This is a genomic window from Streptomyces sp. 2-1, assembly GCF_048564895.1.
Classification (GTDB): domain Bacteria; phylum Actinomycetota; class Actinomycetes; order Streptomycetales; family Streptomycetaceae; genus Streptomyces; species Streptomyces phaeochromogenes.
The window spans coordinates 10,433,026-10,456,421 of record NZ_CP183383.1 but is presented as its reverse complement, the minus strand read 5'-3'; the positions used below and the strand labels follow the sequence as shown (position 1 = coordinate 10,456,421).

General features: G+C 69.4%; 21 protein-coding genes. 18 read left to right on the top strand and 3 right to left on the bottom strand.

Translation table 11 applies throughout. The annotated features are described in order from the left end of the window. Window positions 1–175: 175 nt before the first annotated feature. A complete protein-coding gene (locus tag ACN20J_RS45690; protein ID WP_419668336.1) occupies window positions 176–1,207 on the bottom strand; it encodes a LacI family DNA-binding transcriptional regulator in 1,032 nt (343 codons plus the stop codon). Window positions 1,208–1,400: 193 nt separating this feature from the next. On the opposite strand from ACN20J_RS45690, the gene ACN20J_RS45685 reads away from it, so the two are divergent. From ACN20J_RS45685 to ACN20J_RS45625, 13 genes are all read left to right on the top strand, one after another. Continuing rightward, window positions 1,401–1,661: a hypothetical protein gene (locus ACN20J_RS45685; protein WP_419668335.1), complete on the top strand. Its 261-nt coding sequence runs from the start codon at window positions 1,401–1,403 to the stop codon at window positions 1,659–1,661. A 244-nt stretch (window positions 1,662–1,905) separates the two neighbouring features. Further along, window positions 1,906–2,925: a sugar ABC transporter substrate-binding protein gene (locus ACN20J_RS45680; RefSeq protein WP_388370465.1), complete on the top strand. Its 1,020-nt coding sequence runs from the start codon at window positions 1,906–1,908 to the stop codon at window positions 2,923–2,925. Window positions 2,926–2,930: 5 nt separating this feature from the next. Beyond that, window positions 2,931–4,004: an ABC transporter permease gene (locus tag ACN20J_RS45675; RefSeq protein ID WP_419669075.1), complete on the top strand. Its 1,074-nt coding sequence runs from the start codon at window positions 2,931–2,933 to the stop codon at window positions 4,002–4,004. 4 nt (window positions 4,005–4,008) lie between these two features. Further along, window positions 4,009–4,959 (top strand): ATP-binding cassette domain-containing protein, encoded by a 951-nt coding sequence (locus tag ACN20J_RS45670; RefSeq protein WP_419668334.1) that lies wholly within the window; start codon window positions 4,009–4,011, stop codon window positions 4,957–4,959. A gap of 57 nt (window positions 4,960–5,016) precedes the next feature. Then, on the top strand, window positions 5,017–5,874 hold the full coding sequence (locus tag ACN20J_RS45665) for a sugar phosphate isomerase/epimerase family protein (RefSeq protein WP_361912647.1): 858 nt from the start codon (window positions 5,017–5,019) through the stop codon (window positions 5,872–5,874). Between the two features lie 340 nt (window positions 5,875–6,214). After that, window positions 6,215–7,219, top strand: a complete 1,005-nt coding sequence (iolC, locus tag ACN20J_RS45660; protein ID WP_419668333.1) for a 5-dehydro-2-deoxygluconokinase — start codon at window positions 6,215–6,217, stop codon at window positions 7,217–7,219. 4 nt (window positions 7,220–7,223) lie between these two features. Further along, complete coding sequence (locus ACN20J_RS45655; RefSeq protein WP_266756169.1) at window positions 7,224–8,096, top strand: Cgl0159 family (beta/alpha)8-fold protein; 873 nt, start codon at window positions 7,224–7,226, stop codon at window positions 8,094–8,096. Beyond that, complete coding sequence (iolB, locus tag ACN20J_RS45650; protein ID WP_419668332.1) at window positions 8,093–8,986, top strand: 5-deoxy-glucuronate isomerase; 894 nt, start codon at window positions 8,093–8,095, stop codon at window positions 8,984–8,986. The genes ACN20J_RS45655 and iolB overlap by 4 nt, the downstream gene beginning before the upstream one ends. After that, window positions 8,986–10,869, top strand: coding sequence for a 3D-(3,5/4)-trihydroxycyclohexane-1,2-dione acylhydrolase (decyclizing) (gene iolD, locus ACN20J_RS45645; RefSeq protein WP_419668331.1), 1,884 nt, complete (start codon window positions 8,986–8,988; stop codon window positions 10,867–10,869). The genes iolB and iolD overlap by 1 nt, the downstream gene beginning before the upstream one ends. 29 nt (window positions 10,870–10,898) lie before the next feature. Beyond that, window positions 10,899–12,395: a CoA-acylating methylmalonate-semialdehyde dehydrogenase gene (locus ACN20J_RS45640; RefSeq protein ID WP_190229986.1), complete on the top strand. Its 1,497-nt coding sequence runs from the start codon at window positions 10,899–10,901 to the stop codon at window positions 12,393–12,395. A 57-nt stretch (window positions 12,396–12,452) separates the two neighbouring features. After that, the gene (locus tag ACN20J_RS45635) at window positions 12,453–13,895 is read left to right on the top strand and encodes a sugar porter family MFS transporter (protein WP_419668330.1); all 1,443 of its coding nucleotides are present in this window, start codon (window positions 12,453–12,455) and stop codon (window positions 13,893–13,895) included. Window positions 13,896–13,977: 82 nt separating this feature from the next. Beyond that, window positions 13,978–15,174 carry a Gfo/Idh/MocA family protein gene (locus ACN20J_RS45630; RefSeq protein ID WP_419668329.1) on the top strand — a complete coding sequence of 399 codons (1,197 nt, stop codon included), beginning with the start codon at window positions 13,978–13,980 and terminating at the stop codon, window positions 15,172–15,174. A gap of 36 nt (window positions 15,175–15,210) precedes the next feature. Continuing rightward, window positions 15,211–16,209 (top strand): sugar phosphate isomerase/epimerase family protein, encoded by a 999-nt coding sequence (locus ACN20J_RS45625; RefSeq protein WP_419668328.1) that lies wholly within the window; start codon window positions 15,211–15,213, stop codon window positions 16,207–16,209. 52 nt (window positions 16,210–16,261) lie between these two features. Here the strand turns inward: ACN20J_RS45625 and ACN20J_RS45620 are convergent, their stop codons facing one another. Both ACN20J_RS45620 and nac read right to left on the bottom strand, forming a co-directional pair. Continuing rightward, window positions 16,262–17,281 carry a 2-hydroxyacid dehydrogenase gene (locus ACN20J_RS45620; protein WP_419668327.1) on the bottom strand — a complete coding sequence of 340 codons (1,020 nt, stop codon included), beginning with the start codon at window positions 17,279–17,281 and terminating at the stop codon, window positions 16,262–16,264. Window positions 17,282–17,421: 140 nt separating this feature from the next. Further along, window positions 17,422–18,372, bottom strand: coding sequence for a nitrogen assimilation transcriptional regulator NAC (gene nac / locus ACN20J_RS45615; RefSeq protein ID WP_419668326.1), 951 nt, complete (start codon window positions 18,370–18,372; stop codon window positions 17,422–17,424). A gap of 310 nt (window positions 18,373–18,682) precedes the next feature. Here nac and ACN20J_RS45610 point away from each other — a divergent pair, with 310 nt between their 5' ends. The 5 genes from ACN20J_RS45610 to ACN20J_RS45590 all read left to right on the top strand — a co-directional run bounded on the left by ACN20J_RS45610 (window position 18,683) and on the right by ACN20J_RS45590 (window position 23,395). Continuing rightward, window positions 18,683–19,465, top strand: a complete 783-nt coding sequence (locus ACN20J_RS45610) for a LamB/YcsF family protein (protein WP_189842599.1) — start codon at window positions 18,683–18,685, stop codon at window positions 19,463–19,465. 1 nt (window position 19,466) lies between these two features. Then, window positions 19,467–20,222, top strand: coding sequence for a 5-oxoprolinase subunit B family protein (locus ACN20J_RS45605; protein ID WP_189842600.1), 756 nt, complete (start codon window positions 19,467–19,469; stop codon window positions 20,220–20,222). Next, entirely contained in the window at window positions 20,215–21,234 is a 1,020-nt protein-coding gene (locus tag ACN20J_RS45600) for a biotin-dependent carboxyltransferase family protein (RefSeq protein ID WP_419668325.1), read from the top strand. Before ACN20J_RS45605 ends, ACN20J_RS45600 begins: the two co-directional genes overlap by 8 nt. A 25-nt stretch (window positions 21,235–21,259) precedes the next feature. Further along, window positions 21,260–22,576 (top strand): MFS transporter, encoded by a 1,317-nt coding sequence (locus ACN20J_RS45595; protein ID WP_189842602.1) that lies wholly within the window; start codon window positions 21,260–21,262, stop codon window positions 22,574–22,576. A gap of 75 nt (window positions 22,577–22,651) precedes the next feature. Then, window positions 22,652–23,395, top strand: a complete 744-nt coding sequence (locus tag ACN20J_RS45590; RefSeq protein WP_190229994.1) for an SDR family oxidoreductase — start codon at window positions 22,652–22,654, stop codon at window positions 23,393–23,395. Window position 23,396 lies beyond the last annotated feature (1 nt).

Below are 23,396 nucleotides of genomic sequence, written 5' to 3'. Positions count from 1 at the left end.
GTAACTCATGCGTTCACGCTAACAACCCGCCGCACGTATCGCGACGGGTTTTCGGCGCACGAAGACCGGCTGCGCCGCGGGGCGGTTCCGGCCGCAGGGCGGAAGCGGCCCTGCCCCCGGAACCAGCACGGGCAGAGGTGGTCAGGCAGGCTCGGCCGTCGTGCCGCGTGTGGGATCAGGCGGGCTCGGCCGTCGTGCCACGTATGACGAGATGCGGCGGGAGTACGACCTCACGCGGCTCGGTGCGGCCGTGGTCGAGGCGTTCGACGGCGGCGGCGACCGCGTGCCGTGCCTGCTCCTCGGCGTTCTGGCTGACGGTGGTCAGGTTGAAGCAGCTCAGTCGGGAGAGTGTGTCGTCGTCGTAGCCGGCCACGGACACCTGGCCCGGGACGGCGACACCGGCTCGGGCCAGGGCGGCCAGCACACCGATGGCGGACTGGTCGTTGTAGGTGACGACGGCGGTGGGCAGGGCGTCGCCGTCGAGGAGCTTGCGGGCCGCCCGTTCGCCCGCCGCCTCGGTGTGGTCACCGTGCAGGACCCGGATGTGTGCGTCCAGGCCGTGGCGGCGCATGGCGGTGCGGTAGCCGCGGCGCCGGTCGGTGGCGATGACACCCTTGCCGCCGTCGACGTACGCGATCGCACGGTGGCCGAGGCCCACCAGATGGTCCACGATCTGGCCCACTCCGTCGTCGTCCGCCGTGCGTACGACATCCAGGGCGGCGTCCGCGATCCGGCGGCCGACGGCGATGACGGGGGACCTGCGGTCGAGGGCGGCGAGAGTGTCGGCGGGGACGGTCGGGCCGAGGAGGATCATGGCCTCGCTGCGGAAGGCCAGCAGCGTCTCGACGGCGGTGTGCTCGTCGCGGGTGCGGGTCTGGGTGCTGAGGACGAGGTCGTAGCCGACCGCCTCGGCGGCCGTGTGCAGGTGCTCGACCAGTTCGGCGTGGAAGGGTCGGTGGACGTCGACCATGACGCCGAGCAGCCGGGTGCGTCGGCTGGCCAGCAGGCTCGCGGTGCGGTCCACCTGATAGCCGAGGTCGGCGGCGGCCTTCAGGACCCGCTGACGGGTCCGCTCGCTGGGGCCGGACACACCACGCAGGACCAGGGACACCGACGCCGTGGACAGCCCCACCCTGGCGGCCACGTCCTCCAGCCGGGGACGCTTGCCCGTGCCGTTCCGGTCACGCGCGGAATCGACGTCATCCACTGATACCTCCCTGAGCAATCTCCCCGCGCAACACCCTTGACACGCTCACGAAACGAGCCGATAGTACCAGGACTTAAAGCGCTTTAAATTGTCCTGTTGTTCCAACGTAGTCGGCTCGGGACCGCGTCACCCCACGGATCGCGTTCTCCGACTCCCCTGCCACAGCGCCTCGTGCGCCGGAGAGGAGCCTCAAGTGAGGAAGCAGTCGATCGGAATCGGCGTCATCGACGCCGGCATGGCCGACCGCACCCGCCCGGGCGGCTACGGAGCGGCCTCGGCCGTGCATGACACCGGGGTGCCCGAGAGGCACCAGGCCGCCGTCGACGCCCACAAGGCGCTCGGCCGCGGCACGGTCCGCCGCCACGGCTCCCCGCATGCCGGTACCGGGCGCGGCATCGCCTTACGAACCACGCTCCCGAAGCCTCCGCACGCTCTCCACCCGACAGGGCCGTGAAGGTCGAATCCGGGGACCGCTAGGTCGACCGGATCGAGGGCCTGCGTCCGGACGCCGTGGGACCCCAGGCGCCACCAGGCATCCGAGGGACCCACCGAGCCGGGTTCAGCCCGCTCCCCCGCCTGTACCGCGACCCTGACCCAGGCGCTCGCGACCACCCGGCCCAACCAGCAGCCGCGGCTCCACTTTCCCAGCCAGACGCACACCAGACGCAACACCAGATGCACAGTGAGGTGCACGAACCATGAACCGCACATCCCTTCCCCGCTCCCGCAGAATCGTCCCCGCAGTGGCCGTGGCCGCCGCGGCCGCCCTGGTCCTCGCCGGCTGTTCCAGTGACTCCGGTGGCAAGAAGGCCGAGGAGGACTCGGGCGACGCGGCCGTCGGCAAGGCCGACACTCCCCGCATCACCATCGCGATGGTCACCCACGCGCCTCCCGGGGACACGTTCTGGGACATCATCCGCAAGGGCGCCCAGGCCGCCGCGGCCAAGGACAACGTCAAGCTCATCTACTCGAACAACGAGAACGCGTCGACGCAGGCCAGCCTCGTGCAGAACGCGATCGACCAGAAGGTCGACGGCATCGCGGTCACCCTGGCCAAGCCCGACGCCATGAAGGACGTCATCGCCAAGGCGCGCAAGGCGGGTATCCCGGTCGTCGGCCTCAACTCCGGCATGGACCAGTGGAAGGACCAGGGCCTCCTGGAGTTCTTCGGCCAGGACGAGCTGGTCGCCGGTGAGGCGTTCGGCGAGAAGCTCAACGAGACCGGCGCCAAGAACAACGTCTGCGTCATCCAGGTCCAGGGCCACGTCGGCCTGGAGCAGCGCTGTGCGGGCGTCAAGAAGACGTTCAAGGGCAAGACCACGAACCTGTACGTGAACGGCACGAATATGCCGGCCGTGAAGTCGACGATCAGCGCCAAGCTCAAGCAGGACACGTCGATCGACACCGTGGTCACGCTCGGTGCCCCGTTCGCACTGACCGCCGTGCAGTCGGTCTCCGAGTCCGGCAGCAAGGCCAAGGTGGCGACCTTCGACCTGAACAAGGAGATGGTCAGCGCCATCAAGAGCGGTGACGTCGAGTTCGCCGTGGACCAGCAGCCCTACCTTCAGGGCTACTTGTCCGTCGACTCGCTGTGGCTCTACAAGACCAACGGCAACTTCAGTGGCGGTGGTCAGGAGCCGGTGCTGACCGGCCCGGCGTTCGTCGACAAGTCGAACGTCGAGGCCATCGCGAAGTTCGCTGAGAAGGGCACTCGGTGACCCCGATGATCCAGGCAACGGCACCGGCGACGAGTTCCTCGTCGCCGGCTCCGCCGGCCACCCCCAAGGACGGCCGGACCTCGGAACGGTCCCTGGCCCGCAGGCTGGCGGCCCGCCCCGAGATCGGCGCGCTCATCGCGGCGATCGCCGTGTACGTGTTCTTCTTCGCGGTCGCCTCCCCGTTCCGCGAGGCCAGTTCGCTGGCCAACGTGCTCTACGAGTCGTCGGTGATGGGCATCATGGCCCTCCCGGTGGCGCTGTTGATGATCGGCGGGGAGTTCGACCTCTCCGCCGGTGTGGCCGTGACGACCTCGGCCCTGACGGCAAGCATGTGGAGCTTCCAGCTCTCCATGAATGTCTGGGTCGGTGTGGTCGTCGCGTTGGTGGTGTCTCTGGCGATCGGGGCATTCAACGGTTATCTGCTGGTCAGGACAGGGCTGCCGTCGTTCCTGATCACGCTGGGGTCGTTCCTGATCCTCCAGGGCGCCAACCTCGCGATCACGAAGATCTTCACGGGCAATGTCGCGACGGACTCGATCAGCGACATGGACGGTTTCGACCAGGCCAAGAAGGTCTTCGCGTCCGAGATCAGCATCGGCGGCGTCGACGTCAAAATCACGGTGTTCTACTGGCTGGTCTTCGCCGCGGCTGCGACCTGGCTGCTGCTGCGCACCAAGTTCGGCAACTGGATCTTCGCGACCGGCGGCAGCAAGGAATCGGCCCGTGCGGTGGGTGTGCCGGTCACCTTCACCAAGATCGCCCTGTTCATGGGCGTGGGGGCGGGTGCCTGGTTCGTCGGGATGCACATCCTGTTCTCGTTCAACACCGTCCAGTCCGGCGAGGGCGTCGGCAACGAGTTCCTGTACATCATCGCCGCGGTCATCGGCGGCTGCCTGCTCACCGGCGGCTACGGCTCCGCCATCGGCCCGGTGATCGGCGCCTTCATCTTCGGCATGGTCTCCCAGGGCATCGTCTACGCCAACTGGAACCCCGACTGGTTCAAGGCCTTCCTCGGCGTCATGCTCCTGCTCGCCGCCCTCGTCAATCTGTGGGTCCGCCGCCAGGCCACCCGGAGGTAAAGCCATGACCACCAACCACACCTCCCCCAACGGCGCAGCGGTCAAGGACAAGCCCACGGACGCCAAGCCGATCGTCGAGCTGAAGGGCGCGGGCAAGGCGTACGGCAATGTCCGCGCCCTGCACACCGTCGACCTGTCGGTGTATCCCAGCCAGGTCACCTGCGTGCTGGGCGACAACGGCGCCGGCAAGTCGACACTGATCAAAATCATCTCCGGGCTGCACCAGCACACCGAGGGCGAGTTCCTCATCGACGGCCAGGCCGTCCACCTCAACACCCCACGCGAGGCCTTGGACAAGGGCATCGCCACCGTCTACCAGGACCTGGCCACCGTGCCGCTGATGCCGGTCTGGCGGAACTTCTTCCTCGGCTCCGAGATGACCAAGGGCCCCTGGCCGATCCGCCGCCTGGACATCGCCAAGATGAAGCAGACTGCGGACCAGGAACTGCGCAACATGGGCATCATCCTGGACGACCTCGACCAGCCCATCGGCACCCTCTCCGGCGGCCAGCGCCAGTCCGTGGCCATCGCCCGCGCCGTCTACTTCGGCGCCCGCGTCCTCATCCTGGACGAGCCCACCGCAGCCCTGGGCGTCAAGCAGTCCGGTGTGGTGCTGAAGTACATCGCCGCCGCCCGGGACCGGGGGCTGGGCGTCATCTTCATCACCCACAACCCGCACCACGCCTACATGGTCGGCGACCACTTCAGCGTCCTGCGCCTGGGCACCATGGAACTCTCCGCCGCCCGCGCCGACGTCACCCTCGAAGAACTCACCAACCACATGGCAGGCGGCGCCGAACTCGCCGCGCTGAAGCACGAGTTGGCCCAGGTCCGCGGCGTCGACGTCGAAGAACTCCCCGAAGCCGAAGACCTCAAGGCACCCAAACCCACGCCCACGCCCACCACCACCGGCGTCACTGCCTCCACCTCCACCTCCGCCGAAGGAAAAAGCTGACAGCGGCGCCCCGATCCAACGCTCCACCGTCCCCCATCGACCCGAAGGCATTCCCTCATGAAGATCGCCCTCGATCCATACATGATCCGCGACACCCCGCTGCTCGAACTACCCGCTGTGGTGGCCGAGTTGGGCTATGAGTGGATCGAGCTCTCCCCCCGCGAGGACTTCATCCCGTTCTTCCGGCACCCCCGCGTCGACGACGCCACCGTACGGAAGTTCCGCAAGGCCCTGGACGCGGCGGGCGTCGGCATCTCCTCGATGCTGCCCCTGTTCCGCTGGTCCGGGCCGGACGAGGACGACCGGCAGGCCGCCGTACGGTACTGGAAGCGGTCCATCCAGATCGCCTCCGACCTCGGCGTGGACAGCATGATCTCCGAGTTCAACGGCCGCCCGGAGCAGGCCGACCGTAGCGAGGCGCAGTTCTGGAAGTCCCTCGACGAGCTCCTCCCGGTCTTCGAGCGCGAGGGCATTCACCTGGCCCTGGAGCCGCACCCGGACGACTTCATCGAGAACGGCTACGACGCGGTCAACCTGATCCGGGGCATCAACCACCCCAACGTCACGTTCCTGTACTGCGCCCCGCACACCTTCCACATCGGCAACGACGCGCCCGGAATCATCCAGTACGCCGGCGACCTGCTGACCCACGTGCACCTCGCCGACGCCTTCGACCACACGGCGTCGTCCGGCAACCGGTACATCCTGAATCCGCCCGGGACCCCGGCACGGATCCACCAGCACTTGGACATCGGGCAGGGCGAGGTCGACTTCGGCGAACTCTTCCGGGAGCTGAAGGCCAACAACTTCGACGGCACGCTGACCGCCTGCGTCTTCGCGTGGGAGGAACGGGCCCACGAGTCCTCGCGGTTCATGCGCGAGAAGATCGACGGATACCTGGCGGACGGGTCCTGACGGGCCCGCCCCCGGCACCCACGTCCTTCGGGCGTCCCGCGCGGTGCTCGGGAATGCCCAGTGCCCTGGCACCTTCCTGACTCGGGCCTGACCTGCGAATCAGGCCCGAGTCGCCAGGCGCGAACATCGCCGATGAACCGGCGCGCGAAGCATCGGTCTCCGACCTTCGCCGCCGCCGTTCCCCATCGGCCTCGCGGCGCGACGATCGACCCGCGAAATCTCGTAGTAACAACCTATTGACAGGACATTTGAGCGAAGGCATCGTTCTCCGCTGTAGGCGCTTTTAAAGCGCTTTAAGTCCACCGTCCCCGGGATCTCCGGAGCGAAGGGAAACCGCGTTATGCCGTTGGAAGTGCTGACCATGGGCCGCGTCGGAGTGGATGTGTATCCGCTCCAGACAGGCGTGGGACTGGCCGAGGTCACCTCGTTCGGCAAGTACCTGGGCGGCAGCCCGACCAACGTCGCCGTCGCCGCCGCCCGTTACGGGCACTCCGCGGCCGTGATCACCAAGACGGGCCGCGACCCGTTCGGGGACTTCGTCCGCACGGCCCTGGACGGCTACGGCGTCGACACCCGCTTCGTCGGTACGTCGGACATCGCGCCGACCCCGGTGACCTTCTGCGAGATCTTCCCGCCGGACGACTTCCCGCTCTACTTCTACCGCCTCCCCAAGGCCCCCGACCTGGACATCCGCTCCGACGATCTCGACCTCGCGGCGGTGCGCGACGCCCGCGTCTTCTGGATCACCGGAACCGGTCTCAGCGAGAACCCGAGCCGCTCGGCCACCCTCACCGCCCTGGCACACCGGGCGAAGGCGGGGACGACGGTCTTCGACCTCGACTGGCGGCCGATGTTCTGGAAGGACCCGGCGACGGCCCGTACGTACTACGCCGAGGCGCTTCGCCACACCACCGTCGCGGTCGGCAACCTCGACGAGTGCGAGGTCGCCACCGGTGAGCGCGAGCCCTACGCGGCGGCGAAGGCGCTGCTCGCCGCCGGGGTCGAGCTCGCCGTGGTGAAGCAGGGGCCCAAGGGTGTGCTCGCCATGAACCGGGAAGGCTCGACCGCCGAGATCCCGCCGGTCCCGGTGGACGTCGTCAACGGCCTCGGCGCCGGTGACGCCTTCGGCGGCGCGCTCTGCCACGGGCTGCTGTCCGGCTGGGACACCCGCCGCACGGTCGCCTTCGCCAACGCCGCCGGAGCCATCGTCGCGGGCCGGCTGTCCTGCTCCGACGCCATGCCGACCGAGGCCGAGGTGGAGGCGAAGCTCCGCGCAGCGGCCTCCGGTTCCCCTGTTTCCTCCGGCTTCCCCGGTTCCCTCGACGATCCTCAGCGAGAGGTGTGACGACGTGCTGTCTGACAACGTGAGCCGGATCGTGGAGGCCCGGGTCAGTGATCCCGGTGCCGTCGCGGCGGCAGCCGCGCGACGCGTTCGGTCCACCTCGCTGCTCGGCGAGCACGGCAAGGCGATGATCATCGCCGCGGACCATCCCGCGCGCGGCGCCAACGGCGTCGGCGGCGACCCCACCGCCATGGCCGACCGTTTCAAGCTGCTGGACCGCCTGTGCGTCGCCCTGGAGCGACCCGGCGTGACGGGTGTGCTGGCCACCGCAGACATCCTGGACGACCTGCTGCTGCTCGGTGTGCTCGACGGCAAGAGCGTCTTCGGCTCGATGAACCGGGCCGGGCTCGCGGGGTCGGTCTTCGAGATCGACGACCGCTTCACCGGCTACGACGCCGAGACGATCGCCGCGATGCGCTTCGACGGCGGCAAGATGCTCACCCGCATCGCCCTCCAGGACCCGGCGACGCCGTCCGTCCTGGAGAACACCGCCCGGGCGGTCGACGAGCTGAACGACCGTCAACTCATCGCGCTGGTCGAGCCGTTCCTCTCCACCTGGCAGGACGGCAGGGTCCGCAACGACCTCTCCACCGACGCCGTCATCAAGTCGGTCACCATCGCCTCGGGGCTCGGCCGACGCACCGCCTACACCTGGCTGAAGCTGCCGGTCGTGGACGACATGGAGCGGGTCCTCGCCGCCTCCACCCTCCCGGCACTCCTGCTGGGCGGCGAGGTCACCGACCCCGACGCGGCCTTCGCCTCCTGGGGCAAGGCCCTCAAGCAGCCCACCGCACAGGGCCTGGTCGTGGGCCGCTCCCTGCTCTACCCCTCGGACGGCGACGTGGCCGGCGCGGTGGACCGGGCGGTGAGCCTGCTGTGAACGACACGAGCAAGTACCACCTCCCCCATGGGACTTCGGCCGACGGCTCGTACGACCTCGTGGTCACGCCCGAGTCGGCGGGCTGGGGATACTCCGGCCTCAGGATCCTGACCCTGAGGCCGGGCCAGGCGCACGCCCTGTCCACCGGGGATTCCGAGTTCCTGGTCCTGCCGCTGACGGGCTCCTGCACCGTCACCACGGACGGCACGGCCTTCGAACTCGCCGGTCGGACAGGCGTGTTCGCCTCGGCCACCGACTTCGCGTATCTCCCGCGCGAGTCGGAGGCCCTGATCAGCAGCGCGCAGGGAGGTCTGTTCGCGCTGCCCTCCGCCCGTACCGAGCGGGGAGGTCACTCGGCCCGGTACGGGCGCAAGGAGGACGTGCCCGTCGAGCTGCGCGGTGCCGGGAACTGCTCCCGCCAGGTCAACAACTACTGCCTGCCGGGCACGTTCGACGCCGAGCAGCTGCTGGTGTGCGAGGTCCTCACTCCCGGCGGCAACTGGTCCTCGTACCCGCCGCACAAGCACGACGAGGTCCGCACGGACGACAGCGGCAGCGCGGTCGAGTCCGAGCTGGAGGAGATCTACTACTTCCAGGTCGCGGGCGAGGACGGCTTCGGCTACCAGCGGGTGTACGGCACCCCGGAGCGGCCGATCGACGTGCTCGCCGAGGTGCGTTCCGGCGACACCGTGCTGATCCCGCACGGCTGGCACGGCCCGTCGATCGCCGCGCCCGGCTACGACCTCTACTACCTCAACGTCATGGCTGGTCCGGGGCAGGACCGCGCCTGGCTGATCTGTGACGACCCCGCCCACGGGTGGGTCCGCGGCACCTGGGAGTCCCAGGCGACCGACCCCCGGCTGCCGTTCGGGGCCAAGGAGACCGAGTGATGGAAACGATCAGGCTCACCACCGCACAGGCCCTCGTGCGCTTCCTGGCGAACCAGTACAGCGAGCGCGACGGCCAGGAACAGCGGCTGATCCCCGGGGTCTGGGGCATCTTCGGGCACGGCAACGTGGCCGGTCTGGGCCAGGCGCTCCTGCAAGCGGCCGTCACCCAAGAGGCCGACCTGCCCTACTACTTGGCCCGCAACGAGCAGGGCATGGTGCACGCGTCGGTGGCGTACGCGAAGATGCGCGACCGGCTGGCGACCTTCGCCTGCTCGGCGTCGACAGGGCCGGGCTCCACGAACATGATCACCGGCGCGGCGCTGGCGACGACCAACCGGATCCCGGTTCTGCTGCTGCCCAGCGACATGTTCGCGACCCGCGCCGCCGACCCCGTCCTCCAGCAGCTGGAGGACACCCGCGGCGGGGACGTCACGGTCAACGACGCCTTCAGGGCCGTGTCCAAGTACTTCGACCGGATCTCCCGGCCCGAGCAGCTGATCCCGGCCGCGCTGGCCGCGATGCGGGTGCTGACCGACCCGGTCGAGACGGGCGCCGTCACGCTCTCGCTGCCCCAGGACGTCCAGGCCGAGGCGTACGAATGGCCCGTCTCCTTCTTCCGGCGCCGGGTCTGGCATGTGGGCCGCCCGGTGCCGGAGGCAGCCGCTGTGGAGCGGGCCGCGCGTCTGTTGCGCGGTGCCCGCAGGCCGCTGATCGTGGCCGGCGGCGGTGCCGTCTACTCCGGCGCCGAGACCCAGCTGCGTGCCTTCGCCGAGGCCACCGGCATCCCGGTGGCGGACACGCACGCCGGCAAGGGTGCGGTGCCCTGGGACCACCCGTACGCGGTCGGCGGCATCGGTTCGACCGGCTCGTACGCGGCGAACGAGCTGGCACGCGAGGCGGACGTCGTCCTCGGTATCGGCACCCGCTACTCCGACTTCACCACCGCCAGCCACACCGTCTTCGGCAACCCGGACGTCACGTTCGTCAATCTCAACGTGGCTCGCCTGGACGCCGTGAAGCACTCCGCCGAACCGCTGGTGGCCGATGCGCGGCTCGGCGTCCAGGCCCTCGCGGGCGCGCTGACGGACTGGGAGGTCTCCCCGGAGTACCGCGACCGCACACGCCAACTCATCGCCCGTACAAGGGAGATCGAGGAGGAGTGCTTCGCGGCCGACCGGCAGACCGGTGAACTGCCCGCGCAGACCCAGATCCTCGGCGCGCTCAACGACGTCCTGGGCGACCGTGACGTCGTCATCAACGCCGCCGGTTCCATGCCGGGCGACCTGCAACAGCTGTGGCGGGCACGGGATCCGAAGGCCTACCACGTGGAGTACGCGTACTCCTGCATGGGCTACGAGGTCGCCGCCGGCGTCGGCACGCGGATGGCCGATCCGTCGCGCGAGGTCGTCGTACTCGTCGGTGACGGCTCGTATCTGATGATGGCTCAGGAGATCGTCACCATGGTCTCCGAGGGGCTGAGGGTCATCATCGTCCTCGTCCAGAACCACGGCTTCGCCTCGATCGGTTCGCTGTCGGAGGCCCTGGGTTCCCAGCGGTTCGGCACCAAGTACCGCTTCCGCAACGGTGATTCGGGCCAGCTCGACGGTGGCGTGCTTCCCGTCGATCTCGCCGCCAACGCCTCCTCGCTCGGCGCGGACGTCCTGCACGCCACCTCCGTCGACGAGTTCCGTGCGGCGATGGAGAAGGCGAAGACGGCCACCCGCACCACGGTCGTACACGTCGAGACCGACCTGTACGGGCCGAACCCGCCCGGCCACGGCTGGTGGGACGTGCCGGTGAGCCAGACCTCCGCCCTGGACTCCACCCGTGACGCGTACGAGACGTACGCCGCCCGCAAGCAGGCCCAGCGCCACTACCTGTAAGTCCCGTCCCCGCAAAGGAAACCCGCACCGTGAAGACCATCGAGCACTGGATCAACGGCTCCCCCACCGCCGGGACCAGCCCGGAGACGGCCCCCGTGTTCAACCCGGCCACCGGCCAGGAGCAGGCCCGGGTCGCCCTGGCCTCGGCCGCCGACGTGGACACGGCCGTCACGGCCGCCACCGCCGCCTTCGAGACCTGGTCCGAGTCGTCGCTCACCCAGCGCACCCAGGTGATGTTCGCCTTCCGGCAGCTTCTCGTGGAGCACGAGGAGGAGCTGGGCCGGATCATCTCCGCCGAGCACGGCAAGACGGTCGACGACGCGCGCGGCGAGATCACGCGCGGCCGGGAGGTCGTGGAGTTCGCGTGCGGACTCGGCGACGTCCTGAAGGGGTCCTTCTCCGACCAGGTGTCACGCGGTGTGGACGTGCACAACTTCCGCCAGCCGCTGGGGGTCGTCGCGGGCATCACGCCGTTCAACTTCCCCGCCATGGTGCCTCTTTGGATGCACCCGATCGCCATCGCGACCGGCAACACCTTCATCCTCAAGCCCAGCGAGCGCGACCCCTCCGCCGCAAACTTCGTCGCCGAGCTCTACAAGAGGGCCGGGCTGCCCGACGGCGTCTTCAACGTCGTGCACGGCGGCAAGGAAGCGGTCGACGCGATCCTCACCCACTCCGGTGTCGAGGCCGTCTCCTTCGTGGGTTCGACGCCGATCGCCAGGTACGTCCACGAGACGGCCACTGCGCACGGCAAGCGCGTCCAGGCACTCGGCGGGGCCAAGAACCACGCCGTCGTCCTCCCCGACGCCGACCTGGAGTTCGCCGCAAACCACATCACGGCCGGCGCGTACGGATCGGCGGGCGAGCGGTGCATGGCCGTGTCGGTCGCCGTCGCGGTCGGCACCGCCGCGGACGGTCTGGTCGAGATCCTGGAGCGCAAGGCCGGCGAGGTGAAGGTCGGTCCCGGTGACGTGCCCGGCATCGAGATGGGGCCTCTGGTCACCAAGGCTTCCCAGGAGCGCGTCGAGAACGCCGTCGGCACCGCCGCCACGCAGGGCGCCACGGTCGTCGTCGACGGTCGCGGCCTGAAGATCGACGGCCACGAGAGCGGCTTCTTCACCGGCCCCTCCCTCCTCGACCACGTCACGACCGAGATGGACGCCTACAAGGAAGAGCTGTTCGGACCGGTCCTCGCCGTCGTCCGCGTCGACAGCCTCGACGAGGCGATCGGTGTCATCAACGCCAACCCGTACGGCAACGGCACCGCCCTGTTCACCGGCTCGGGCGAGGCCGCGCGCCGCTTCCAGCGCAACGTGAAGGTCGGGATGATCGGCGTCAACGTGCCGGTGCCCGTGCCGATGTCGTACTACTCCTTCGGCGGGTGGAAGGACTCCCTCATCGGCGACTCCCCCATCCACGGTCCCGAGGGCATCCGCTTCTACACGCGGCCCAAGGTCGTCACCACCCGTTGGCCGCAGCCCAAGCAGCAGGTGACCGCCGGCTTCAACTTCCCCACATCCAGCTGACGGTCCGCCCTTCCCGCAGGAGCACGGCTCCCCCACGACAACTGCCAGGAGGTGGCCATGGACGTCAGGGACGACGCGACTGAGGCCCCCACACCAAGCACCACCAACGCAGGCAGCTCCTCCCGCCGTGTCTACCGGCGGCTACGGACCATCACCGTCATCGCCACCTTCGGTGGACTTCTCTTCGGCTACGACACCGGTGTCATCTCCGGCGCACTTCCCTTCATGGCCCGTGCGCCCGAGGACGGCGGGCTGGGTCTCAGCCCGCTGACCGAAGGGGTCGTCGCCTCGTCGCTCGTGCTCGGCGCGGCCTTCGGGGCCCTGTTCGGGGGCCGTCTCTGCGACCGCTACGGGCGCAAGCGGACGATCCTCGGACTGGCCGTGCTGTTCTTCATCGGCGCGCTGGGCACCGCGCTCGCACCCGACGTCACGGTGATGGTGCTGTTCCGCGTGCTGCTCGGACTCGCCGTCGGCGGCGCGTCCGCGACGGTTCCGGTGTTCATCGCCGAGTTGGCGCCGGCCGAGCACCGCGGCCGACTCGTGACGCAGAACGAACTCATGATCGTGACCGGCCAGTTGCTGGCCTACACGTCGAACGCGATCATGGCCAACACCGTGGGCGAGGGCGGTGTGTGGCGCTGGATGCTCGCGATCGCCACCATCCCGGCCGTGCTGCTGTGGTTCGGGATGCTCTTCGTGCCCGAGTCTCCCCGCTGGCTGGCCTCCCGCGGCCGGTTCGAGGACGCCGCCCGCACGCTGAGCCGGATCCGCGACGAGCAGGTCGTCGACGCGGAGTTCGCCGAGATCAAGCGCCGAGTCACCGCCGACGCCCATGAACGGCGGGCGGGCTGGCGGGACTTGGGCACACCCTGGGTGCGGCGGATCGTGACGTTCGGGTTCGGGCTGGCCGCCCTGACGCAGCTCACCGGCGTCAACTCGATCATGTACTTCGCGCCGACGATCCTGCTGGACACCGGCCTGGGCACCCAGGCCGCGCTCACGGCCACCATCGCCAACGGTGTCGTGGCGGTGCTCGCGGTCTCGACCGGGATGTGGCTGCTCGGCCGGTTCGGCCGGCGCCCCATGCTGCTGACCGGGCAGGTCGGCGTCACCGTCTCACTGGTGCTGATCGCCTTCTGTTTCCTGGCCCTGCCCGAGTCGACCGTCCGCAGCTACCTCGTGCTGGCGTCCATGCTGACCTTCCTGCTGTTCATGCAGGGCTGTATAGCGACCGTGTTCTGGCTGATGCTCTCGGAGATCTTCCCGCTCCGCCTGCGCGGCTTCGCGATGGGCACCGCCGTCTTCGGCACCTGGATGGCCAACTTCGTGGTCACGCTGGTGTTCCCGCCTCTGATCGACGCGATCGGCGGGGCCACGTTCCTGATCTTCGCCGCGGTCAACGCCGCCACGATCGCGTACTACGTGCGGACCGTTCCCGAGACCCGGGGCCGCTCGATGGAAGCCATCGAGAGCCACTTCCGACGGCAGTACGCCACCTGACCACGCGCTCCCTTTGACACGTCCCTTCCCGCTGACACGCCCCTCCTTCCTGACTCGTCCCTTCCTTTCGAAAGGCCCCGCCATGACCACGTCCGCCAAACCCATCTCCGTCGCGGTGATCGGAGCCGGCATGGCCGGCCGCAGCCATGCCGCCGGCTACCGCAACGTCAACACGGTCTTCGGTGCCGGCCTGCCGCCGGTCCGCCTTGCCGCGATCGCCGACGCCAACGTCGAACTCGGCCAGGACGCCGCCCGTCGCTACGGGTACGAGAAAGCGCTCCCGAGCTGGGAGGCCGTCGTCGAGGACCCCACGATCGACGCGGTGAGTATCGTCGTGGGCAACGCGCTGCACCGCCCGATCGCGGAGGCGCTGGTCGCCGCGGGCAAGCACGTGCTGTGCGAGAAGCCGCTGGCCGGGTCGTTGGAGGACGCCCGTGCGATGGCCGAGCTGGAGCGCACCGCCGAGGTCGTGACCGCTGTCGGGTACACCTTCCGGCGTTCCCCCGGCATCGCGGCGATCCGACAGCATGTGCAGCGCGCCGAGCTGGGCGATCTCTCGCTGTTCAGCGGCAGGTACTGGTGCGACTACGCGACCGACCCGAAGGGCCCGCTGACCTGGCGGTTCAAGGGCGGCCCCGGTTCCGGTGCGCTCGGTGACGTCGGCTCGCACGTCATCGATGTCGCCGAGTACGTCGCCGGCCCCATCATCTCGGTCTCAGGTGCCTCGCTGTCGACGCAGATCCCCAAGCGGCCCCTGCCGCTGGGTGCTGTGGTCGGCCACAACGCCGCGCCGGTCTCCGACGAGTTCGGCGAGGTCGAGAACGAGGACACCGCGTCCTTCACCGCCCGCTTCGAGTCGGGGCTGGTCGGCACCTTCTCGGTGACGCGCACCGGCTTCGGCCTGCCCAACGGGCTCGCCTTCGACGTCCTGGGCCTCGGCGGCCGGGCCGCGTTCGACCAGCACCGGCCCGCCGAGTACCTCTTCGACGACGCCCAGCCCGAGGCCCGTACACGTGGCGCCCGGCAGATCATCGCCGGTCCGCAGATGCCGTACTTCGCGGGCGGGGTCCCGATGGAGGCGCCGGGTGTGGGCGCCAACAACGCCGACAACTTCACGTACCAGGCGCGTGCCTTCCTCGACCAGGTCGCGGGAGTCGCCGAGCCGCTGCCGGCCTGCGCCACCTTCGCCGACGCGCTGCGGACCATGGAGATCATCCGGGCCGTCGTCGAGTCGTCCCGGGCCGGTGGTGCCGCCGTCACGGTCCCGCCCGCCGCCTGACCCCCTCGTAGAGCCTGTAGAGAAGGAAGAAAACACATGGCCCTCAAGCTCGGCGCCTACACCGCCTGTCTGCACGACCGCACCCTCACCGAAGCCCTCGACATCCTCAAGGAGAACGGGCTGACCTCGGTGGAGGTCAACACCGGTGGCTTCATCCCCTCCCCGCACTGCCCTGTCGACCTGCTGCTGTCCTCGGCCAAGGCGCGCGAGGAGTACCTGGCGGCCTTCGCCGAGCGTGGGCTGGAACTGACCGGGCTCAACTGCAACGGCAACCCGCTCAACCCGCTCCCGGGCGTCGGGCCCAAGCACGCCGACGATCTGCGCCGCACCATCCGGCTGGCGGGTCTGCTGGGTGTGAAGCACGTCGTCACGATGTCCGGCACGCCGGGCTCCGACCCCGACGCCAAGTACCCGTCCTGGGTCGTGAACCCGTGGGACGGCGTCTACATGGACGTCCTGGACTACCAGTGGGGCGTGGCCGTCGAGTTCTGGAAGGAGATCGACGCGCTGGCCCGGGAGAACGACGTCCGGGTCGCCATCGAGATGCACCCGCACAACGTGGTGTTCTCCCCCGTCACCCTCAAGCGCCTCGTCGACGCGGGCGGCCTGACGAACGTCGGCGCGGAGATGGACCCCTCCCACCTGATGTGGCAGGGCATGGACATCGTCGCCTCCATCAAGTGGCTGGGCCCGCTGGTGTTCCACGCCGCCGCGAAGGACGCCACGCTCTGCGCCGGCGCCGACATCCGTGGCGTACTGGACACGTCGTTCACGCGCGTGCCCGCCGACGCGCCCGACAAGGTGCCCACCGGCTACGGCTTCTGGTGCAACGCCTGGCCCGAGAACCCGGCGTGGAAGTTCGTCGCCGTCGGCAACGGCAACGACGTCCCCTACTGGACCGAGTTCCTGCGTGCCCTCGCGGAGATCGACCCGGACATGGCCGTGAACATCGAGCACGAGGACGCGGCCTACTCCCAGACCGAGGGACTCGCGCTGGCGGCCAAGAACCTGCACAGCGCAGCCGCCGCGCTCTGACCCGCTCGCGGGCCGTGTTCCGACCCCCGCACGGGCCGAGTTCCGACCCGCGTCACCTGGCCCCGCGCCCGCCCACCGGGCGCGGGGCCCTGTCCTGTCCCGGGGTCGCCGCGCCGCCCGGGATCGGTGTGCGCGCCAGGCCCCCGGCGAGTACGTCCAGGATGTTGTCCACGGCGAGGTCCACCATCGCGGCCCGCGTGGCCTCGGTCGCGGAACCGATGTGCGGAAGCGTGACCGCGTGAGGCTCGGCGACCAGCGGGGAGAGTTCCTGGCCCATGGGTTCGCGCTCGAAGACGTCCAGGCCCGCCGAGTGGATGCTCCCGTCGCGCAGGGCCCGCAGCAGTGCGTCCTCGTCCACGACACCACCGCGCGAGGTGCTGACGAGGGTGGCCGTGGGCTTCATGGCGGCCAGTTCGGCGGTGCCGATGAGGTGACGTGTCTGCGGGGTGAGGGGGACGTGCAGCGATACGACGTCGGCCTCGGCGAGCAGCGTGGGCAGGTCCACCGATGTGGAGAGGGCGTCGTCGGGTGCGTAGGGGTCGTGGTGGATGACCCGCATCCCGAAGCCCTGGGAGCGGCGCGCCACGGCTCGGCCGATCTGGCCGTAGCCGATGAGGCCGAGCGTGGCGCCGTGCACGTCCAGGCCCAGGTAGTCGTCCATCCGGAACAGACCCCACTGACCGGCGGCCAGCGAGTCGCGGGCGGCGCCGAGGCGCCTGCGGGCCATCAGGATGAGCGCGAAGGTGAGGTCGGCGGTGGTCTCGGCGAGAACGCCGGGCGTGTGGGTGACCACGACTCCGCGTTCGGCGGCGGCGTCCCGGTCGACCGCGTCGTAGCCCATGCTCGCCAGCGCGACGACCTGCAACGTGGGTCCGGCCGCGTCCAGCAGGGCTGCGTCCACCTGGTCGTTGCCCAGGGCCAGGATGGCGCTCGCGCCCTTGGCCAGTTCCGCCAGATCCCTCGCTTCGGGCTTGCTCGTCCCCGGCCACGCCACGACCTCCGCGTGCGACGCCAGGCGGGCGATTCCCCCGCCGGGGAGGGCGGTCCGGGTGGTGAGCACACGCTGCTTCATCTGTTTCTCCCGTGCTTGATCCGCGTTTCACGAAATCAGTGAAGTCGATTTCATTCGATTCGATTCGTGAAGACGCTAGTCAGCACAGACCAGAGCAACAAATAGCCAATTTGCGTGACGTCATCGAAAATCGGGATGCATTAATCCGATGACGTCGATGACTCCATCGCCGTGTCCCCGAAGGCTGCGTCCTCATCGAATTCCGTGATCAATTCATGGAAGAGGTCGTGCACGGCGTGCGCGGGTTCCGACAGCGGCTGATGGTCGGAGGTGCACAGGGACAGTTTCACCGTGATCGCCGGATTGACGATCCGGCGTACCACCAGATTCCGTACGTCGAGGGTCGCGCGCGCCGCGGACCAGGGCAGGACCGTCGCCCCGACCTCGGCGCCCACCGCGCTGATCAGGGTCAGGACCGACTCGATCTCGCCGACCACCCTGGGTTCGAGCGAGGCGTGCTGGAACGCGGCGTCGACGACCTGTCTGATGGTGTGGATGCGGCTGGGCAGCAGCAGCGGGACGCCGGCCAGCTCTTCGAGGGAGACGTCGCCCTCCCCTGAGGGCACCGACCCGCCCGGCGCGGCGATCAGGAAGAGGTCCTCGGTGCGCAGCGGCTCGAACTGCACGCCCCGCAGCGGCCCGGCCCCGTAGATGAACGCCATGTCCATCCGGCCGGTCATGATCGCCTCGCTGATCACACCGCCGAAGTTCTCGTTGATGTGCAGCAGGATGTCGGGGTAGCGCTCGCGCACGCTCCTGAGCAGGGGCAGCGCGAGGGCCGCGCCCATGCTGTAGGGGGCGAGGCCCACCGAGACGCTGCCCGCGGGCGCCCGTCCGGAGATGTCGACCGCCGCGTGGGCGAGGTCGATCTGGCGCAGGATGAGCTGCGCGTGCCGGTACAGCGCGCGCCCCGCTTCCGTCGGGGCGACCCCTCGTTTGCTGCGGATCAGCAGCTGCTGCTTGAACTGGGCCTCCAGCGCCGACAGCTGCTGACTGAGTGCGGGCTGCGCGATGTGCAGGATGTCCGCCGCGCGCGTGATGCTCCCGGCATCCACGATCTTTACGAACGAGTAGAGACGCCTGGTGTCCATGTGCGGCCTTCCAGCGGGGGCGGAGCCTCATGGTAGGCGCGGGGCCGCCGGACGGCCCTTGGCGCGTGTGCTCGACGTCATATCCAACGGTGATTACGTCACGCACAACGGGTATTTGCCGCCCCCTCGCGTTCGGACTACGTTCACCGAAACGCGATTTCCAGGTCGCTCGACCGAACGGCTCGCGTATCTCGCAGGAAATGTAACGGCCCCGTTAATCCCTCTTTTCAGGCAGCGTACAGACCCCGCCCGAAGAGCGCCGGATCGACAATGCGGCGCCGCCGTTTTCTTCTTCTGTCCGGAGGATGTCATGACGCACAGGGTTGATCTCGTGGCCGACCTCGGCGAGGGGTTCGGCGCCTACACGATGGGCGACGACGAGGCCCTCCTCGATGTGCTGACATCGGCCAACATCGCCTGCGGATTCCACGCGGGCGATCCACGGATCATGGACGCCACCGTCCGCCACTGCGTGCGGCGCGGCGTGGCCGTGGGCGCCCACCCCAGCTTTCCCGATCTCGTCGGGTTCGGCCGCCGCGCGATGGAGGTGACACCGGACGAGGTCCGCACCGATGTGCTCTACCAGGTCGGGGCGCTCCAGGCGTTCGCCGTGTCGAACGGCACCGGGCTTCGGCATGTGGCCCCGCACGGCCGGCTGGGCAACCTGGTCGCGACCCGGCCCGACTACGCGGCGGCCGTCGCGGACGCGGTCGCCTCCCTCGACCCGTCGCTGATCGTCCTGGCCCAGGACGGCGAGCTCGCCGACGCCGCACGCGCCCGCGGCCTGCGGGTGGGCATCGTCGGGATCGCCGACCGGGCCTATCGCGACGACGGCACGCTGGTGCCGCGGAGCGAGCCCGGCGCGGTCATCCACGAGGAGAAGGAGATCGCCGAGCGGACGATCCGCATGGTGACCGAGGGCGTCATACGCAGCGTCGGCGGGCGTGACATCCCCGTCGAATGCGACACCGTGCTGCTGCACGGAGACACCCCGGGCGCGATCTCCCTGGCCCACCGCGTGCGCCAGGACCTGCTCGCCGCCGACGTCGAGATCACGGCCCTGGCCGACGTGCTCGACGGAAAGGCCGCCTGACATGGACAGCGGCACGGGCGTCGTGGACTGCGCCGACACCACGCGCGGCAGCGTCGTGATCGTGGACTGCGGCGACTCGGCCGTCGTGGCCAAGGCCGTCGGCATGGACGCCGAGCGCGCCTGGCAGACCGTGCACGCGCTGGCCGACGCCTTCGGCGCGGTAAGGCTCGACGGGGTGCACGGCCTCGTGCCCACCTACGACTCGCTGCTCGTCGAGTTCGACTGTGCCGACACCGATCACGACACGGTACGGCGCGTGCTGCGACACGAGGCGGACCGGCTCGGCGAAGGTCCCGTGACGCCGCCCGCGACCCGGCGTTTCGTCGTCCCGGTGGTCTACGGAGGCGAGTTCGGCCCCGATCTTCCCGTCGTCGCCGACCAGTTGGGGCTGAGCGAGCGGGAGGTCGTGGACCTGCACTCCGCCGCGGACCTCACCGTCCGCTGTCTCGGCGCACCGGCCGGCGCCCCGATGATGGACGGCCCGGCGTTCCCCCGGCCCGTACCGCGACTGTCCTCCCCACGCACACGGGTGCTGCCCGGCTCGGTCGCGGTGGCCGGGCGACAGGCCGTGATCTGCCCGATGCCTTCGCCCGGCGGCTGGCCGCTGCTCGGCCGCACACCCCTGCGGGTCCTGGAGGACCTCGACGCCGACCCGCTGACCGCGTACCGGCCCGGCGACACCTTCCGCTTCGTACCCATCACGCCCGAGCAGTGGGACGACCACGCGGGCCGCTCCCTGGCGGTGTCGCATGGCTGACACCCTGAACATCCTCCGGGCCGGTATGGCGACCGTGCAGGACCTGGGCCGGTTCGGGCGCGCCCGCTACGGCCTGCCGGTGAACGGCGCGCTCGACCAGCACTCCGCCCGCGTCGCCAATGTGCTCTGCGGCAACGACGAGGGCGCGCCGCTGCTGGAGATCACCGCCCTGGACTTCAGCTGCACACCGTCCACCGACGTACTCGTCGCGGTGACCGGCGCGCCCGCGGACCTGACCGTCGACGGCGTCGTACGACCGCAGTGGGAGCCCCTCTCCGTACGGTCCGGCGAGACGATCCGTATCAGCGGCATCCGGAGCGGCATCCGGGTCTACCTGGCCGTGCTGGGCTCGCTCAACACCCCATACCTGCAAGGTAGTTGCGCCCCCGACACGATCCTCGGCTTCGGCCACTCGCTGCGCGACGGGGACGAGCTCGGTCTCCAGCGGCACTGCCCGCCCGTCGACCACCCGGAGTACCGCATCCCGCTGTTCCGGCTGCGGGCACCGGTGCCCCGCTTCCCCGTGACCCGCCTCCCGTCGCCCTGGACGATCGACGTGACCGACGGCCCCGACCTCGCCGAGTTCGGTGACACGGCGGACCGGCTGTTCCGGTCGGAGTTCACCGTGAGCCCGCAGAGCAACCACATCGGACTGCGGATGGCCGGTGACGTGCCCCGTCGCGTGGCGACCGGCGAGGTGCTCTCGCGCGGTGTCCCCGTCGGCGCCGTCGAGGTCCCCGCCGGCGACGAGCTGCTCGTCCTGCACCGTGGTCGCGGCGTCACCGCCGGTTATCCCGTACTGGCCGTCGTGACCGCGACCGGCCTGTCCTCGCTCGGCCAGGTCGGACCGGGCCAGACCGTCCGTTTCCGGCGCCGGACCGTCGCCGAGGCGGTGGCCGCCCACCGCTCCCAGCGAAACGCCGTCCAGGCCCTCCAGAACCGGGTGCGCACCGTCTTCGACGCCCTGCGCATCCCCTCGAGCCCCGCACGCACCGTCCCCGTCTCCCCGTAACCTGCCAAGCAGACAGGAGAACGTCATGAGTACCGTGGCCGCTCAACCGGTGCCGAACACCGTCGATCCGAAAACCGCGCGAAAAGTCACCCTCGCCGGGTGCGTCGGCATCTTCGCCGAGCTCTACGACAACGGAATCTTCGGCTTCATGGCGGGCACCCTGGCCGTCGTGTTCTTCCCGAACGCGGACAACGCGACCGCCGTCCAGTTCGTCTTCCTCGGCTACGCCGTCTCGTTCTTCTTCCGCCCGCTCGGCGGGATCATCTGCGGCCACCTCGGCGACCGCATAGGCCGACAGCGGATGCTCGTCTTCGTCATCATGCTGATCAGCGTCGCGACCGCGGCGATCGGCATCCTGCCGACGTACGCGAGCATCGGCATCGCGGCCCCGGCGCTGCTGATCCTGCTGCGTGTCGCACAGGGCTTCTCGGTCGGCGGCGAGGCCTCCGGCGCGATGAGCTTCCTCGCCGAGCACGCCCCCGAGGGCAAGCGCGGCCTCTACACGAGCTACGCCCAGATCGCCTCGTTCCTCTCCCTGCTCACCGGCACACTGATCGCCGCCGCCATGACCAGCGGCCTCGGCCAGGACCGTATGGAGTCGTGGGGCTGGCGCATCCCGTTCCTGCTCGCCGTGCCGCTCGGCATCACCGGCATCTACATCCGCAAGCGGATCAGCGACACCCCCAACTTCAACCGCCTCAAGGAAGAGGGGGGCCTGTCGAAGAACCCGCTCAAGGAGGCCTTCTCCTCCCCCGAGCACCGCCGGGCCATGCTGCTCGCCCTGTTCATCCCGCTCATGAACGGCTCCGGCTACTACGTCCTGTTCAGCTACATGCCGACCTTCATGAACACCGAGCTCGACTTCAGCAAGGTGCAGGGCCTGCTCGTCACCGCGACCAGCCTGGTGGCCATCTCGATCGCCATCCCGTACATGGGCAGCCTCTCCGACCGCATCGGTCGCAAGAAGGTCCTCGCGGGCGCCGCTGTCGCCATGGCCATCGCCGGCGTTCCCTGTTACCTGCTCATCGGCACCGGCAGTGTCCCGCTCGCCATCCTGGGCGCCTGCATCATGGCGGTCATCTTCGCCGGCCACACCGGCGTCATCCACGTCCTGCTCGTCGAGCTCTTCCCCACCCGGGTGCGCTACTCCGCCTACGGGCTCGGCTACAACGTCTCGGCCGCCCTCTTCGGCGGTACCGCTCCCCTGTTGATGACCTACCTCATCGACAAGACGGGCAACGTCAACATGCCTGCCTTCTACGCAGTCGTCACCTCGATCGGCACGCTCATCGCCGTGTCCCGGGTCAAGGACAGGGCCCACCTGCCGCTGCGCGACGCGTAGTCCGGCCGGTCACCCTTCACCCCCCACTCTCTTTCACCCCCCACCTCTCTCCAGGATCTCTAGGAGTGCATCCACATGCCCTTTTCCGACTACAACACCGCCCTGGTGACAGGAGCCTCCACCGGAATCGGAGCGGTGGTCGTCGAGCGGCTGACCAAGCAGGGGCTCGAAGTCCACGCCGTCGCCCGTAACGCCGAACGCCTCGAAGACCTCGCCCGGCGTACGGGCTGCATCCCGCACGCCGTCGACATCACCGACACCGCCGCCCTCACCGAGACCCTGCGGGGCATCGAGGTCGACGTCCTGGTCAACAACGCCGGGGTCTCCCGCACCGGGAACATCCTCTCCGCCGACGAGTTCGCCGTGGACGAGCAGATCGCGGTCAACCTCCAGGCCGTACTGCACCTCGTCCGCCTGATCATGCCCGGGATGGTCGAGCGCGACCTCGGGCACATCGTCAACATCAGCTCGATCGCCGGCGTCTACAACTTCGGCGGGAACACCGTCTACCACGCCACCAAGGCGGCCGTGCACACGCTCTCCCGGCAGCTGCGCGTCGACGGCTACGGCCGCCGGATCCGCGTGACCGAGATCTGCCCCGGCCGGGTGGAGACGGAGATCTTCGGCCGGCTCCTCGGCGACATGGAAGAGGCCCAGAAGCAGTTCTACGACGGCTACGAGTCGCTCAAGCCGGAGGACATCGCGGACGCCATCGAGTTCGCCGTCGGCTCGCCGCGCCACGTGAACATCGGCCATGTCGAGATCCTGCCGACGTTCCAGGTGCCAGGTGGCCTGAACTTCGAGAGGCGGACCGACTGAC

What these genes read in the sequence shown, in the direction of transcription:
- ACN20J_RS45680 (WP_388370465.1), top strand. Translation starts at nt 1,906, where the DNA reads ATGAACCGCACATCCCTTCCCCGCTCCCGCAGAATCGTCCCCGCAGTG.
- ACN20J_RS45675 (WP_419669075.1), top strand. Translation starts at nt 2,931, where the DNA reads ATGATCCAGGCAACGGCACCGGCGACGAGTTCCTCGTCGCCGGCTCCG.
- ACN20J_RS45670 (WP_419668334.1), top strand. Translation starts at nt 4,009, where the DNA reads ATGACCACCAACCACACCTCCCCCAACGGCGCAGCGGTCAAGGACAAG.
- ACN20J_RS45665 (WP_361912647.1), top strand. Translation starts at nt 5,017, where the DNA reads ATGAAGATCGCCCTCGATCCATACATGATCCGCGACACCCCGCTGCTC.
- iolC (WP_419668333.1), top strand. Translation starts at nt 6,215, where the DNA reads ATGCCGTTGGAAGTGCTGACCATGGGCCGCGTCGGAGTGGATGTGTAT.
- iolD (WP_419668331.1), top strand. Translation starts at nt 8,986, where the DNA reads ATGGAAACGATCAGGCTCACCACCGCACAGGCCCTCGTGCGCTTCCTG.
- ACN20J_RS45635 (WP_419668330.1), top strand. Translation starts at nt 12,453, where the DNA reads ATGGACGTCAGGGACGACGCGACTGAGGCCCCCACACCAAGCACCACC.
- ACN20J_RS45630 (WP_419668329.1), top strand. Translation starts at nt 13,978, where the DNA reads ATGACCACGTCCGCCAAACCCATCTCCGTCGCGGTGATCGGAGCCGGC.
- ACN20J_RS45625 (WP_419668328.1), top strand. Translation starts at nt 15,211, where the DNA reads ATGGCCCTCAAGCTCGGCGCCTACACCGCCTGTCTGCACGACCGCACC.
- ACN20J_RS45620 (WP_419668327.1), bottom strand. Translation starts at nt 17,281, where the DNA reads ATGAAGCAGCGTGTGCTCACCACCCGGACCGCCCTCCCCGGCGGGGGA.
- nac (WP_419668326.1), bottom strand. Translation starts at nt 18,372, where the DNA reads ATGGACACCAGGCGTCTCTACTCGTTCGTAAAGATCGTGGATGCCGGG.
- ACN20J_RS45610 (WP_189842599.1), top strand. Translation starts at nt 18,683, where the DNA reads ATGACGCACAGGGTTGATCTCGTGGCCGACCTCGGCGAGGGGTTCGGC.
- ACN20J_RS45605 (WP_189842600.1), top strand. Translation starts at nt 19,467, where the DNA reads ATGGACAGCGGCACGGGCGTCGTGGACTGCGCCGACACCACGCGCGGC.
- ACN20J_RS45600 (WP_419668325.1), top strand. Translation starts at nt 20,215, where the DNA reads ATGGCTGACACCCTGAACATCCTCCGGGCCGGTATGGCGACCGTGCAG.
- ACN20J_RS45595 (WP_189842602.1), top strand. Translation starts at nt 21,260, where the DNA reads ATGAGTACCGTGGCCGCTCAACCGGTGCCGAACACCGTCGATCCGAAA.
- ACN20J_RS45590 (WP_190229994.1), top strand. Translation starts at nt 22,652, where the DNA reads ATGCCCTTTTCCGACTACAACACCGCCCTGGTGACAGGAGCCTCCACC.